The sequence below is a fragment of the Oceanibaculum indicum P24 genome (assembly GCF_000299935.1).
In the GTDB taxonomy this organism is placed as follows: Bacteria; Pseudomonadota; Alphaproteobacteria; order Oceanibaculales; family Oceanibaculaceae; genus Oceanibaculum; species Oceanibaculum indicum.
On sequence record NZ_AMRL01000002.1, the window covers coordinates 131784 to 144478 of the forward strand.

Here is a 12695-nt window from a genome sequence, read left to right on the forward strand (position 1 = left end):
TCAGTCCTTGAAGCAGGCCTCGACCAGCTGCCGGAACGCCGCCGCCCGGTGGCTGGTCGCGTGCTTCTCGTCCGGGTCGATCTCGCCATAGGTCAAGGCTTCCCCTGCCGGGCGGAACATCGGATCGTAGCCGAAGCCCTTGTCCCCGCGTGGCGGCCAGACCAGATCGCCCGCGACCGTGCCCTCGAAAATCTCCACATGCCCATCCGGCCAGGCCAGCGCCAGCGCGCAGACGAAGCGGGCCGACCGGTCCGTCTTGCCGGCGAGCGCCTCCTCGACCTTTTGCATGGCGTGGCCGAAATCCTTCGACGGGCCGGCCCAGCGCGCCGAATAGATGCCGGGATCGCCATTCAGCGCGGTGACCGCAAGGCCGGAATCGTCGGCCAGCGCCGGCAGGCCGGAGGCTTCCGCCGAATGCCTTGCCTTCAGCTCCGCATTGGCGCGGAAGGTCATGCCGGTCTCCTCCGGCTCGGAGATGCCAAGGTCGCCGGCGGAGACCACCTCGACCGAGAAGGGGCGCAGCAGATCGCCGATCTCCCGCACCTTGCCGGGATTGTGGCTCGCGATGACCAGCTTTTTCTCTGCAAACCGGCGCGCCATGACGCTAAAGCCCCAGCGCCTTGCGCTGCAGGATCGCCAGCTCGCCGATGCCCTTGTTGGCGAGGCCCAGCAGCTCGCCCAGCTGCGCCTGGCTGAACGGCGCGCCCTCGGCGGTGCCCTGCACCTCCACGATGCCGCCGGTGCCGGTCAGCACGAAATTGGCATCGGCATCGCAGTCGGAATCCTCGGCATAGTCGAGGTCCAGCACCGGCTGGCCCTTGTAGATACCGCAGGAGATCGCCCCCACCGAATCGGTGAAGGGCAGCGCCTTGACCATGCCCAGCTTCAGCAGATGCTGGCAGGCCTGATGCAACGCCACATAGGCGCCGGTAATCGCCGCCGTGCGGGTGCCGCCATCGGCCTGCAGCACGTCGCAATCCACCTTGATGGTGATCTCGCCCAGCTTTTCCAGATCGACGATGGCGCGCAGCGAGCGGCCGATCAGCCGCTGGATTTCCTGGGTGCGGCCACTCTGCTTGCCCTTCGCCGCCTCGCGGTCGGTGCGGGTGTGGGTGGAACGCGGCAACATGCCGTATTCCGCCGTCACCCAGCCCTTGCCGGAATTGCGCAGGAAGGGCGGCACCCGGTCCTCGATGGATGCGGCGCACAGCACATGCGTGTCGCCGAACCGGGCAAGGCAGGAGCCTTCGGCGTACTTGCTGGCGCCCGGTTCCAGGGTAACGGCGCGCATCTGGTCCGGCGCGCGGCCCGAAGGTCGCATGGTATCCTCCATGGGGATGGCTGGTTCGCATTTCGGCGCGCAAGCTAGCCCCCTGCGCGCGCTGCGTCGAGGACACATTGACGCTGTGCCAGGGCGTACCTAGATTCGGAAGGCTTCGAACAACCCGAAAGCAAATGGATTTGTACGGAATTTCAACGCCTTCACCGATGTCAGCCGTCACCAAGCTGAATGAGAGGTCGCGGGAGATATTCCGCCTTATCGTCGATGCCTATATGGAAACCGGCGAACCGGTCGGCTCGCGCACCCTGTCGCGCCGGCTCGATCTGGCGCTGTCGCCGGCGACGATCCGCAATGTGATGTCCGACCTGGAAGAGGCCGGGCTACTGTTCGCGCCCCACACCTCGGCAGGCCGGCTGCCGACCGAGGCCGGCCTGCGCATGTTCGTGAACGGGCTGCTGGAGGTTGGCCGGCTGACCGAGAATGAGCGCACCGCCATCGAGGCGAAATGCGCCGCCCTCGGCCGCTCCTATGGCGATGTGCTGGAACAGGCGACCACCACCCTGTCGGGCCTGGCGAACTGCGCAGGCCTCGTCATGGCGCCGAAGCAGGATGACCGGCTGAAGCATATGGAGTTCGTCAGCCTGGGGCCGAACCGGGCGCTGGTCGTCATGGTGTCCGACAATGGCATGGTCGAGAACCGCGTGATCGAGCTGCCCGCCGGCCTGCCGCCCTCGGCACTGATGGAGGCTGGCAATTACGTGAATGCCCGTCTGAACGGCCGCACCATCGAGGAGGCCAAGCTGTTCATCCAGCACGAGCTGGAACAGCACCGCGCCCAGCTGGATGCGCTGTCGCAGAAGGTGGTGGAGGCCGGGCTGGCGACCTGGACCGGCGGCGACGATGCCGGCTATCTGATCGTGCGCGGCCAGGCCCGCCTGCTGGAGGATGTGACCGCGCTGGAGGATCTGGAGCGTATCCGCACCCTGTTCCAGACGCTGGAAACCAAAGAGAGCCTGATGCGCCTCCTGGAAGCCACCAACAAGGGCGAGGGGGTGCAGATTTTCATCGGGTCCGAGAACGAGCTGTTCGGCCTGGCCGGCTGCTCGATGATCGTCGCCCCCTATGCCAACAGCCGCGAGCAGGTGCTGGGCGCCATCGGCGTCATCGGCCCGACCCGCATGAACTATGCCCGCATCATCCCGATGGTCGATTACACGGCCAAGATCATCGGCCGCATGATAGGGTAAATGAACCCGACGACAGACCGAAGAACCGGAAGCTAGCAGCAAGCCATGACCCAGAATACCAAGCCGCAGAACGATGCCTCAGACACCCAGGAACCGGAGGTGACCGCCCCCGAGACCGCTTCTGGCACCGAGTCGCCGGAGACGCTGGACGAGGTCGGCGTCGGCGAGGAAGCGGAGTCGATGGACATCGACGACGCCACCCGCGCGCTGGCCCAGGAGCTGGCGGATACCCGCGACAAGCTGCTGCGTGCCGTCGCCGAGACCGAGAATGTGCGCAAGCGTGCAGAGCGCGACCGCGAGCAGGACCGCAAGTTCGGCATCGCCAATTTCGCCGGGGACGTGGCCGGCGTGGCCGACGATCTGCGCCGCGCCCTTTCTTCCGTGCCGGCCGAGGCCGCGCACGAGCCTGCCGTGAAGGCACTGATGGAAGGCGTGGAGATGACCGAGCGCACCCTGCTGGCGGCGCTGGAGAAACACGGCGTGCGCCGGGTGGCGCCGGAGCCGGGCGATCCCTTCGACTACAACTACCATCAGGCGATGTTCGAGGTGGAGAACAGCGGCCACCCGGCCGGCACCGTCGTGCAGTTGCTGCAGCCGGGCTATGTCATCCATGATCGGCTGCTGAAGGCCGCCATGGTCGGCGTCGCCAAGGGCGAGGCGAAGGCAGCCGGGCGCGTCGATACCTCGGCCTGAGCCTAATTTCCCATCGGCGACAGACTCTCCGCCGCCGGGTCATGCGCCCGGTGACTGCGACGCGCCTTGTCGTGATCGGCCACCGCATAGCAATAGGCACAGCCATGCGGGCAGGTGTCATAGGCGCCGATATCCCGCGATTCGGCGCACAGGCAGCCCGGCCGGTTACCCTTCGTGCGGGCGGTGATATCCCGCCCCGCGACATCCGACAGGCGCGCGGCATCAATGCAGGCGGCGGGCGACACTCCCGCCGTCAGCCGGTCGGGCTGAGCACACAGGGTCAGGCGCATGCCAGCGCCCTGGGCAATCTCCGCCAGATCGGCCAGCAAGGCGGCGGACTGGTCCGGGTCCGGCACCTGCCAGGCAAGACCGGTGCGCTGGGTCATGCGGTCCAGATTGCGCGCCGTCTTGCGGTAGGGCGAGAGGATAGAGACCACCGCCTCGTCCACCGTGCCGGCCAGCGCTGTGGCCATCCGGCAGAAATTGGCACGGTGCCAGTCGGCATCCATTCCACCCGCAAACAGGATGGGGTCATAGCGCCAGACCACCGAACGCCTGCCATAGGTTGCCGCCAGCGTGCGCATCTGCGCGATGGCGCCCTCGGCAGGCAGCGTGGCGCGTTCCAGCGCGCGGCCATAGCCGGTGGCGGTGTACTGTACGATGAAGGGCATGCCGCACGCCTGTACCTCTTCCAGCGCTGGCAGGAAGGGGCCGGCATTGCGCGTCCAGAACACGAAGCCGTCCACCGCCTCCGCCGTCAGCGCCACCCGGTAGGGCTTTCCGCCATAGGGGCTGGCGACCAGGCAATAGCCGGCACGCAGGCGCATCCGGAACCAGTCGCCATGGAAGGCCGGGATGTCGGTTCGGTAGCTCGCAGAGACGATCATGTGCCTTTTTGCCGTTTTTCGTGCCCGAATTGGCGGATTTTCACCGTTGCAGCACCAAGTTTCGCTGCCTATATACCCTTGCAGTTCCGTCAGGTCAGCTTAACCCCATCCCAATAGGGGGCTCCGACCGGTGCCTTGACGGGCCGAGTGAGCCCTGCTGAAGAAAGGAAATAGAGCATGTCCAAAGTTATCGGCATTGACCTTGGTACGACCAATTCCTGCGTCGCCGTGATGGAAGGCGGCAATGCCCGCGTCATCGAGAACGCGGAAGGTATGCGCACCACGCCGTCGATGGTCGCCTTCACCGAGAGCGGCGAGCGCCTTGTCGGCCTGCCGGCGAAGCGCCAGGCCGTGACCAATCCGGAAAACACCCTGTTCGCGATCAAGCGCCTTGTCGGCCGCCGGATCGACGACCCGATGGTGGAGAAGGACAAGGGCCTCGTCCCCTACAAGATCGTGAAGGCGGACAATGGCGATGCCTGGGTCGAGAGCCGTGACAAGAAGTACAGCCCCAGCGAGGTCAGCGCCTTCATCCTGCAGAAGATGAAGGAAACCGCGGAGAACCATCTGGGCGAAAAGGTCACCCAGGCGGTCATCACCGTGCCGGCCTACTTCAACGACGCCCAGCGCCAGGCCACCAAGGACGCCGGCAAGATCGCCGGGCTGGAAGTGCTGCGCATCATCAACGAGCCGACCGCTGCCGCGCTGGCCTATGGTCTGGAGAAGAAGGGCAGCGGCATCGTCGCGGTCTATGACCTTGGCGGCGGCACCTTCGACGTGTCGATCCTGGAGATCGGCGACGGCGTGTTCGAGGTGAAGTCCACCAACGGCGACACCTTCCTGGGTGGCGAGGATTTCGACAGCCGGGTCATCCAGTACCTGGCCGACGAGTTCAAGAAGGAATCCGGCATCGACCTGCGCGGCGACAAGATGGCGCTGCAGCGCCTGAAGGAAGCCGCCGAGAAGGCGAAGATCGAGCTGTCCAGCACGACCGAGACCGAGATCAACCTGCCCTTCATCACCGCCGACCAGTCGGGCCCGAAGCATCTGACCATGAAGCTGTCGCGCGCCAAGCTGGAAGCGCTGGTCGATGATCTGGTGAAGCGCACCATCGAGCCCTGCAAGGCGGCGCTGAAGGATGCTGGCATCTCCGCTGGCGAGGTGGACGAGGTCATCATGGTCGGCGGCATGACCCGCATGCCGAAGATCCTGGAGACGGTGAAGAACTTCTTCGGGCGTGAGCCGCATCGCGGCGTGAACCCGGACGAGGTGGTGGCCGTGGGTGCCGCCATCCAGGGTGCCGTGCTGAAGGGCGAGGTGAAGGACGTCCTGCTGCTCGACGTGACCCCGCTGTCGCTGGGCATCGAGACGCTTGGCGGCGTGTTCACCCGCCTGATCGACCGCAACACCACGATCCCGACGAAGAAGAGCCAGGTCTTCTCGACCGCCGAGGACAACCAGACTGCGGTGACCATCCGCGTGTTCCAGGGCGAGCGCGAGATGGCAGCGGACAACAAGATGCTGGGCCAGTTCGACCTGGTCGGCATTCCGACCGCGCCGCGCGGCATTCCGCAGATCGAGGTCACCTTCGACATCGACGCCAACGGCATCGTGAATGTCTCGGCCAAGGACAAGGCGACCAACAAGGAGCAGGCCATCCGTATCCAGGCCTCGGGTGGTCTGTCCGACGCCGATATCGAGCAGATGGTGAAGGATGCCGAGGCGAACGCCGCCGAGGACAAGAAGCGGCGCGAAGCCGTGGAAGCCCGCAACCATGCCGAGTCGCTGGTGCACACGACCGAGAAGAACCTGGCCGAGCATGGCAGCCATATCGGCGCCGAGGAGAAGTCGGCGATCGAGGCCGACATCGCCGCGCTGAAGGAAGTCATGGGTGGCGACGACGCCGTGGTCATCAAGGAGAAGACCGAGAAGCTGGCGCAGTCCGCCATGAAGCTGGGTGAGGCCATGTACAAGGCCCAGCAGGATGGCGGCGCTGGCGATGGCGGTGCGTCCGGCGGCGATGCCGCTGGTGGCGACACCGCGGCCAAGGGCGATGACAAGGTCGTCGATGCCGACTTCGAGGAAGTGGACGACGAGGACCGCAAGAAGTCGGCCTGAAACCGATGACCGCGAACGGCACATTCCGTTACGCTATCGAAATGCCCATGTCCTCCGGGGTCAGCACCCCGGGGGACATGGCGTCTTCTCATCGCCAGTCCAGGGGCCGCTGAATCATGGCGAAGCGGGACTATTACGAGACGCTCGGCGCCGATAAGGGCGCCGACAAGGAAGCGCTGAAGCGGGCCTATCGCAAGCTCGCCATGCAGTATCATCCGGACCGCAACCCGGACGATCCGGAAGCCGAGGCCAAGTTCAAGGAAGTGAACGAGGCCTATGATGTTCTGAAGGATGACGAGAAGCGAGCTGCCTATGACCGCTTTGGCCATGCCGCCTTCGAGAATGGCGGCGGTCCGCGCGGCAACGGCCGCGCCGGCGGCTTCGATTTCGGCGGCGGCTTCGCCGACATCTTCGACGAGATGTTCGGCGAGTTCATGGGCGGCCAGCGTGGGCGCGGCGGCCAGCGCGGCCGCGGCGCCGACCTCAGGCTCAATCTGGAGATCACCCTGGAGGACGCCTTCGCCGGCGCCACCAAGGACCTCCGCATCCCGACCTCCGTGGCCTGCGATACCTGCCATGGCAGCGGGGCGGAGGCCGATTCCCAGCCGGTTACCTGCAGCACCTGCGGTGGCGCCGGAAAGGTGCGCGCGCAGCAGGGCTTCTTCACCATTGAGCGCAGCTGCCCGACCTGCGGCGGGGCTGGCAAGGTGATTGAGAAGCCGTGCCGTTCCTGCGGCGGCAGTGGCCGCCAGCAGCGCGAGAAGGCGCTGTCCGTTTCCATCCCCGCCGGTGTCGAGGAAGGCACGCGCATCCGCCTGTCCGGCGAGGGTGAGGCCGGGCTGCGCGGGGCCGCCAGCGGCGATCTCTATATCTTCCTGACTATCGCGCCGCACCGCTTCTTCCAGCGCGACGGGGCGGACATCCATTGCCGTGTGCCGATCCCGATGACGAGGGCGACGCTGGGCGGCTCCATCGAGGTACCGACACTGGAAGGCAAGCGGGTGAAGGTTAGCGTGCCCGAGGGCACCCAGAACGGCCATCAGTTCCGCCTGCGCGGCAAGGGCATGACCGTGCTGAACAGCAATCTGCGCGGCGATCTGTATATTGAAGTTACCGTCGAGACCCCGGTGAACCTGACCAAGCAGCAGAAGGAGCTGCTGAAGCAGTTCGAGGAGACCGGCAACCGCGACAAGACCAGCCCGGAATCGGCCGGCTTCTTCGCCAAGGTGAAGGAGCTGTGGGAGGACCTGCGGGACTAGACACTTCCGCCGCAGCGGAGAGGTATCGCTGGGGAGTAGCGCTGCTGCTCCCCGGCTTTTTTATCAGCCTAGAGCGGCCTTCCGAAGCCTCTGTTTCAGCTTCCGTCGACACCACAGCGGCCTCAGCCGTAGTGCAGGTTAATCTATTGATTCCAATAGAAGTAATACCGAGAAGCGAGGCCCTTTCCGGGCGCTTTCAACCTGCCTAGCGCGCCTTGCGGTCACGCTCGATGGCGTTCACGATGGCGCGGCCCTCGCCCTGCAGGAAGTCGATCGCGGCGCGCGCCATCACCTGCCCGAAGCGGCCAACGAAACGCTGCCCTTCGGTCGGCGGACTACCGCGATAGGTCTGGAAATGCGCCAGCACACCGCGCAACTCCGCCAGCCTTTCATCCACCAGCCGGTCCAGTGTGTCGCGATCCAGCATGTCGGCGAAGAACATGGCGGCCAGGAACTCGGAGCGCGTCTGCTCCTGCCCCTTCGCCCGAATCAGGCTGGAATGCAGGGATTCCCGCCCTTTTTCGGTCAGCCGGTAGGTGCGCTTGTCGAGTGCCGATACCCGGTCACCATCCAGGCTCTCGACCTCGCCGGCAGCCAGCAATTTCGCCAGTGCCGGGTACAATGCGCCGTAGCTCATGCCCTGATAGGGGCCGAAACTGTCTTTCAGCCGCTTTCTGATCTCGTAACCGGTGGCATCGCCAAGGCTGAGCACGCCGAGACAGAGGCAACGAATATCGATCATACCGGAATCCTGCGTTTCTGGTCAGCATATCGGAAAGATTTTATTATATATTTCAATTAACATCTTCCGATTTCACTGGATAGCCCGAAATGACGGAGTGCCGCTCCGTCAAGCGCCGGCAGGCACCGCGATGCCGCTACAAGCCGGAAGTGCCGCTTGGTAATCCACCGGAAAACCGGCTATAACCGGCGCTGGGCAAGGCGCTACCGGGCAGGAGGATGCGAAATGGCCACCATGAAGATCGGAATAGTCGGTGCGGGCGGCGTCATGGGCCGCATGCTGATCCAGGCCGTGGCGCGCTCGGACAAGACCCAGCTTGCGGGCGCCACCGACCGTCCCGACACGCCGCAGATCGGCAAGGATGCCGGTCTGGTCGCGGGTATCGAAGCGCTGCAGGTGCCGATTACCGAGGATGCCGAGGCGCTGTTCGCTGCAGCCGAAACGATCATCGATTTCACCGCGCCGGCCGCCAGCCTGGCGCATGCCGAGCTGGCTGCCCGCCATGGCACCGCACTGGTGATCGGCACCACCGGCCTGTCGGAGGCGGACCGCGCCGTTCTGGAGATTCACGCCGCGAAGATCCCGCTGGTTTTCGCCCCGAATATGAGCATTGGCGTGAATCTGATGTTCGCGCTGACGCGCCAGATCGCCGCTGTCCTGGATAATAGTTACGATATCGAAATTGTTGAAATGCATCATCGCCGCAAGGTGGATGCCCCGTCCGGCACGGCACTGGGACTGGGCGAGGCGGCGGCGACCGGGCGGGGCGTCGGGCTTGCCGAGGTGCAGCAGCGCGCCCGCGACGGCCATACCGGCCCGCGCAAGCCTGGCGATATCGGCTTCGCCGTGCTGCGGGGCGGCGATGTGGTCGGCGACCATACGGTGGTGTTCGCCGCCGAGGGGGAGCGGATCGAGCTGACCCACAAGGCCAGCAACCGTACGATCTATGCCGATGGTGCGCTGCGCGCTGCCCTCTGGACGAAGGGCCGCGCCCCCGGCCTCTACGGCATGGATGACGTGCTGGGGCTTAACTCGTAGGAAGGTCCGGCGCGCGGCTGCGCGCCAGCGCCTCTCGTAGCGCCTCGGCGAGTTCCGTCTTTTCCGGCTGGCTCAGGAAGCTGGCGATCTCCAGCCGCCTTCCATGGCTCGCCAGCACCAGCGGCACCGGATATTCGCTGGCCGCCTCATGTAGCACTTTCAACCAGTAGGGCTGGAAGCTCCAGCGCCGGACATGGCCCGCCGGGCTGAAGCGCTGCACCGCCAGTTCCGTCTCGTCCAGCCGGACAGTCTCCCGGGCCAGTGCCGCGCGGTAATTCATTCTGAAGGCGAAATAGAGCAGCGCGACATCGAGCCCCAGAAAGCCGAAAACCGGCCAGGCGCCCACGATCAGGAACATGATCCCCATGGTCAGCGACACGCCGCCGACCATCCCCATCAGCAGGTAGAAGCCGGCAGGCGGCAGGCTGCGATGCGGCGTCAGCGTCACATCGAGATAGGGACGGCGCGGCGCGGCGGCCTCAAGAGTTTCCGCGATCTCCATGGCATCAAATTAGGATTGCGCAGCCATTGCGTAAAGCCTGCCCGTTAAGGTCCCACAGCAGCCCGCTTGCCCGCGGCCGGCCGGGCAGCTAGAAAATCCTCCATGGCACGCATGACCAAGGCTGACATCGAAGGGTTTTTTACCCGGCTCCAGAACGCCAACCCGGAGCCGGTGGGCGAGCTGAACTATGTGAACCCCTATACGCTGCTGGTGGCTGTCGCGCTGTCGGCGCAGGCGACCGACGTGTCAGTGAACAAAGCGACCGAGAAGCTGTTCCCCATCGCCGATACGCCGGAGAAGATGCTGGCGCTGGGCGAGGACGGGCTGAAGCAGCACATCAAGACCATCGGCCTGTTCAATTCTAAGGCGAAGAACGTCATCGAGATGAGCCGCCTGCTGATCGAGCGGCATGGCGGCGAGGTGCCGGCCGACCGCCTGGCGCTGGAGGCGTTGCCCGGCGTTGGCCGCAAGACAGCGAATGTGGTGCTGAACATCGCCTTCGGCCAGCCGACCATCGCCGTGGACACGCATCTGTTCCGGGTCTCAAACCGCACCGGCCTTGCCCCCGGCAAGACGCCGCTGGCGGTAGAGCTGGCACTGGAAAAGCGTATTCCCAAGCCCTACCTGCGGCATGCGCATCACTGGCTGATCCTGCACGGGCGCTATATCTGCAAGGCGCGCAAGCCGGATTGCTGGCGCTGTATCGTCTCGGAATTCTGCAAGTTCAAGGAAAAGACGCCGGACCCGGCGCTGCGCTAGTGCCTTCTCAGCTGCCGCGCAGCGAGGCGGGCAGCACAGCCAGACCGTTCAGGCAGGAGCCGACATTCAGCGCCGACAGGCTGCGCGGATCGCGTGTCTCCACATGCACGACACGGTATTCGCCATGCTCGGGATACAGGAAGATGTCGAGGATGCAACGGCGGTCGGTATATTGCCAGACCTGTGCCGGCGCTTCCCGCCGCAGATAGCGCGGCTGGCCAAGCAGGCCGCCCAGCTGCTGCGCCGTCATGCCGACGAGGTCGGGCGCGGGGGCGGCTGCCTGCGGCGCCAGGGACATATTGTCCGGCCGGGGCGGTTCCGGCAGCAACCCGGCCAGACCGCCCGACAGCCCCGCCGCAAGGCCAGGCTTCACGGAGCTGGCAGAGGCATCGGCGCCCTTCGATCCCGCAGCCTGTAACGGCGCGGCAGCAAGCGATGGACCGGAAGGCGCATCGGTCGCACAAGCGGACAGCAGCAGCGAAACGACCAGGGCCGAGAGCATCGCCGGCGCTGACAGAAGAGCCGGCTGCAGGCCGCTGCAACGGCCCGTCCGCCTGTCCTGCCCGATATGCCTGCCCGTCATCTCCATGCCGTCCCTGCCAGAATCCCGCACGTCTTTACTCATGGGCCTTATTTCATGGGCCCCGCCACCAGCCCGCTTTACGGCGTGGCAGTCGGCCGGTCTTCCGCCTTGGCCGCGGCTTTGGCATCTGCCTTGGCCGGTGTGGCGGACTGCAGATCACCATTGATCTCGCCGCCGGCCTCAACCTCCAGCTGGCCATAGCGCACCGTGCCCTGAATGCGCCCGCCATTGCGGACGGTCAGCCGGCCCCGCACCGTGAGAACGCCATCGAAGCTGCCGCTGATATCGGCCTCCTCGATCTCCGCCTCGCCCTTGAACACGCCCGACGGCGTGATCTCGATGGCCTGGCAGTTCTTCAGCTTCGCATCCACGCGGCCTTCCACCACCAGCACCTCACAGGCGGTGATGTCACCGCTCAGCACAATCTCCCGGCCGACGGTCAAACGGCGGCTGTCCGATACGTTGCTGCGCACGGCGCCCTCGCCACGGCGCCCGGCACCCGGAATATCCAGGCTGCGGCGCGGCAATTCCGGTACGAAACCCGGCGAACTCGGCTTGATCGTTGACATGGTGCTCCCCCGTTTTCCCTCGGCACCCGCCGGCTCCCCCGCTTTTTCGGGCTGGCCCGAAACCGCATTCTGCGTGGCGATTACTTCAGGAGATACTTTTTTGCGCCCAAACATGTAAATAAACTATTAATCGTTTCCGTGCGGCTGCAGCAAGCCGAACATTATGGCTTCGAAATTATGCCGGATTTGCTTGGCGCCGCAAGCCCTCGAATAGATGAATCATCGCTGCGGTTGCGAAAACAGGTGCCGCCAGATTCACCAGGGGAATCGTCATGAGGAAGGCGAACAGCGCCCCGAAGGTCACGATCCGGCCACCGTACCGCTTCCGCAACGCGGCAGCCTCCGCCGGGTCCAGCCGCCGCAAAGCGGCCATCTCGAAATACTCGCGGCCGATCAGATAGCCGTTCAGTAAATAAAAAAGCAAAAAATTCACGGCGGGAAAAAGCAGATAGACCGGCAGGGCCAGAAGATTGAGCAAAAGCGACAGGGCAAGGAACCGCGCCGCCATGCCCACTGCTTCGCCGATGCCTTGCTCCCGCGCCGCCGGCAGGCCCGGATAGTGGCGGCCCTCCACGGCGACTGCGACGCGTTCCAGGAAAATTCCGGTTACCGCCGTCGCCACCACGGGGAACAGCAGCCAGGTCAGCCCCAGTACCGCCAGCCCGCCCAGCACATCGACCAGCAGGCGGAAGGGATATTCGAAGGGCGACGCGGTTTCCGGCGACAGGCCGAGATCCGTGAGGCTGACGCCAGACAGCAGCCAGCCGATTCCCCAGAACAGCAGGGCGAACACCAGCGCGGCCGCGCCGATACCCAGCCAGACCACGCCGCGCAACCGCGGATCGGAGAATTGCCTGAGGGCTTTCACAAGTGCATCGATCATCGGGTGGCTTTCGAAACGGGAAGAATGGGCTAGAGATCGGAAATACAAGGCGTAACGGCAAGCGCCGCTTGTTGCCGGCAGCGCGGCGGTTATACTGCCACGCCATCGATCGTGATTCCGCAAGCTTGGCACT

The 12695-nt window shown here is 65.2% G+C and carries 14 protein-coding genes; 6 read left to right on the forward strand and 8 right to left on the reverse strand.

From position 1 onward, the window contains the following. The gene (rdgB, locus tag P24_RS02480) at positions 1–600 is read right to left on the reverse strand and encodes an RdgB/HAM1 family non-canonical purine NTP pyrophosphatase (RefSeq protein ID WP_008943116.1); all 600 of its coding nucleotides are present in this window, start codon (positions 598–600) and stop codon (positions 1–3) included. A 4-nt stretch (positions 601–604) separates the two neighbouring features. Beyond that, positions 605–1321: a ribonuclease PH gene (gene rph / locus P24_RS02485; protein ID WP_008943117.1), complete on the reverse strand. Its 717-nt coding sequence runs from the start codon at positions 1319–1321 to the stop codon at positions 605–607. A 167-nt stretch (positions 1322–1488) separates the two neighbouring features. Here rph and hrcA point away from each other — a divergent pair, with 167 nt between their 5' ends. After that, entirely contained in the window at positions 1489–2529 is a 1041-nt protein-coding gene (hrcA, locus tag P24_RS02490) for a heat-inducible transcriptional repressor HrcA (RefSeq protein ID WP_008943118.1), read from the forward strand. Positions 2530–2574: 45 nt separating this feature from the next. Then, positions 2575–3222, forward strand: coding sequence for a nucleotide exchange factor GrpE (gene grpE / locus P24_RS02495; RefSeq protein ID WP_008943119.1), 648 nt, complete (start codon positions 2575–2577; stop codon positions 3220–3222). Positions 3223–3224: 2 nt separating this feature from the next. On the opposite strand, the gene P24_RS02500 is transcribed toward grpE, so the two are convergent. Next, positions 3225–4109 carry a DUF1848 domain-containing protein gene (locus P24_RS02500; protein ID WP_008943120.1) on the reverse strand — a complete coding sequence of 295 codons (885 nt, stop codon included), beginning with the start codon at positions 4107–4109 and terminating at the stop codon, positions 3225–3227. 177 nt (positions 4110–4286) lie between these two features. On the opposite strand from P24_RS02500, the gene dnaK reads away from it, so the two are divergent. Both dnaK and dnaJ read left to right on the forward strand, forming a co-directional pair. Beyond that, positions 4287–6227 carry a molecular chaperone DnaK gene (gene dnaK, locus P24_RS02505; RefSeq protein WP_008943121.1) on the forward strand — a complete coding sequence of 647 codons (1941 nt, stop codon included), beginning with the start codon at positions 4287–4289 and terminating at the stop codon, positions 6225–6227. Between the two features lie 116 nt (positions 6228–6343). After that, positions 6344–7486, forward strand: coding sequence for a molecular chaperone DnaJ (gene dnaJ, locus P24_RS02510; RefSeq protein WP_008943122.1), 1143 nt, complete (start codon positions 6344–6346; stop codon positions 7484–7486). A gap of 205 nt (positions 7487–7691) precedes the next feature. Here dnaJ and P24_RS02515 read toward each other — a convergent pair whose 3' ends face one another. Further along, positions 7692–8228 carry a PadR family transcriptional regulator gene (locus P24_RS02515; RefSeq protein WP_008943123.1) on the reverse strand — a complete coding sequence of 179 codons (537 nt, stop codon included), beginning with the start codon at positions 8226–8228 and terminating at the stop codon, positions 7692–7694. A 234-nt stretch (positions 8229–8462) separates the two neighbouring features. Between P24_RS02515 and dapB the strand changes: the two genes are divergently transcribed. Next, entirely contained in the window at positions 8463–9266 is an 804-nt protein-coding gene (gene dapB / locus P24_RS02520; protein ID WP_040706360.1) for a 4-hydroxy-tetrahydrodipicolinate reductase, read from the forward strand. On the opposite strand, the gene P24_RS02525 is transcribed toward dapB, so the two are convergent. Next, positions 9256–9768, reverse strand: a complete 513-nt coding sequence (locus P24_RS02525) for a DUF2244 domain-containing protein (RefSeq protein WP_008943125.1) — start codon at positions 9766–9768, stop codon at positions 9256–9258. The genes dapB and P24_RS02525 overlap by 11 nt on opposite strands. 111 nt (positions 9769–9879) lie before the next feature. Between P24_RS02525 and nth the strand changes: the two genes are divergently transcribed. Continuing rightward, positions 9880–10527: an endonuclease III gene (gene nth, locus P24_RS02530; protein WP_008943126.1), complete on the forward strand. Its 648-nt coding sequence runs from the start codon at positions 9880–9882 to the stop codon at positions 10525–10527. Between the two features lie 7 nt (positions 10528–10534). On the opposite strand, the gene P24_RS02535 is transcribed toward nth, so the two are convergent. The 3 genes from P24_RS02535 to P24_RS02545 form a co-directional block, all read right to left on the reverse strand. Then, entirely contained in the window at positions 10535–11152 is a 618-nt protein-coding gene (locus P24_RS02535) for a hypothetical protein (RefSeq protein ID WP_156816140.1), read from the reverse strand. A gap of 35 nt (positions 11153–11187) precedes the next feature. Continuing rightward, positions 11188–11679 (reverse strand): bactofilin family protein, encoded by a 492-nt coding sequence (locus P24_RS02540; RefSeq protein ID WP_008943128.1) that lies wholly within the window; start codon positions 11677–11679, stop codon positions 11188–11190. Positions 11680–11854: 175 nt separating this feature from the next. Beyond that, positions 11855–12685 (reverse strand): EI24 domain-containing protein, encoded by an 831-nt coding sequence (locus P24_RS02545; RefSeq protein WP_237740155.1) that lies wholly within the window; start codon positions 12683–12685, stop codon positions 11855–11857. Positions 12686–12695 lie beyond the last annotated feature (10 nt).

Bases quoted from the DNA above. Each gene is read 5' to 3' on its own strand.
- rdgB (WP_008943116.1), bottom strand. From the start codon at position 600: ATGGCGCGCCGGTTTGCAGAGAAAAAGCTGGTCATCGCGAGCCACAAT.
- rph (WP_008943117.1), bottom strand. From the start codon at position 1,321: ATGCGACCTTCGGGCCGCGCGCCGGACCAGATGCGCGCCGTTACCCTG.
- hrcA (WP_008943118.1), top strand. From the start codon at position 1,489: ATGTCAGCCGTCACCAAGCTGAATGAGAGGTCGCGGGAGATATTCCGC.
- grpE (WP_008943119.1), top strand. From the start codon at position 2,575: ATGACCCAGAATACCAAGCCGCAGAACGATGCCTCAGACACCCAGGAA.
- P24_RS02500 (WP_008943120.1), bottom strand. From the start codon at position 4,109: ATGATCGTCTCTGCGAGCTACCGAACCGACATCCCGGCCTTCCATGGC.
- dnaK (WP_008943121.1), top strand. From the start codon at position 4,287: ATGTCCAAAGTTATCGGCATTGACCTTGGTACGACCAATTCCTGCGTC.
- dnaJ (WP_008943122.1), top strand. From the start codon at position 6,344: ATGGCGAAGCGGGACTATTACGAGACGCTCGGCGCCGATAAGGGCGCC.
- P24_RS02515 (WP_008943123.1), bottom strand. From the start codon at position 8,228: ATGATCGATATTCGTTGCCTCTGTCTCGGCGTGCTCAGCCTTGGCGAT.
- dapB (WP_040706360.1), top strand. From the start codon at position 8,463: ATGAAGATCGGAATAGTCGGTGCGGGCGGCGTCATGGGCCGCATGCTG.
- P24_RS02525 (WP_008943125.1), bottom strand. From the start codon at position 9,768: ATGGAGATCGCGGAAACTCTTGAGGCCGCCGCGCCGCGCCGTCCCTAT.
- nth (WP_008943126.1), top strand. From the start codon at position 9,880: ATGACCAAGGCTGACATCGAAGGGTTTTTTACCCGGCTCCAGAACGCC.
- P24_RS02535 (WP_156816140.1), bottom strand. From the start codon at position 11,152: ATGAGTAAAGACGTGCGGGATTCTGGCAGGGACGGCATGGAGATGACG.
- P24_RS02540 (WP_008943128.1), bottom strand. From the start codon at position 11,679: ATGTCAACGATCAAGCCGAGTTCGCCGGGTTTCGTACCGGAATTGCCG.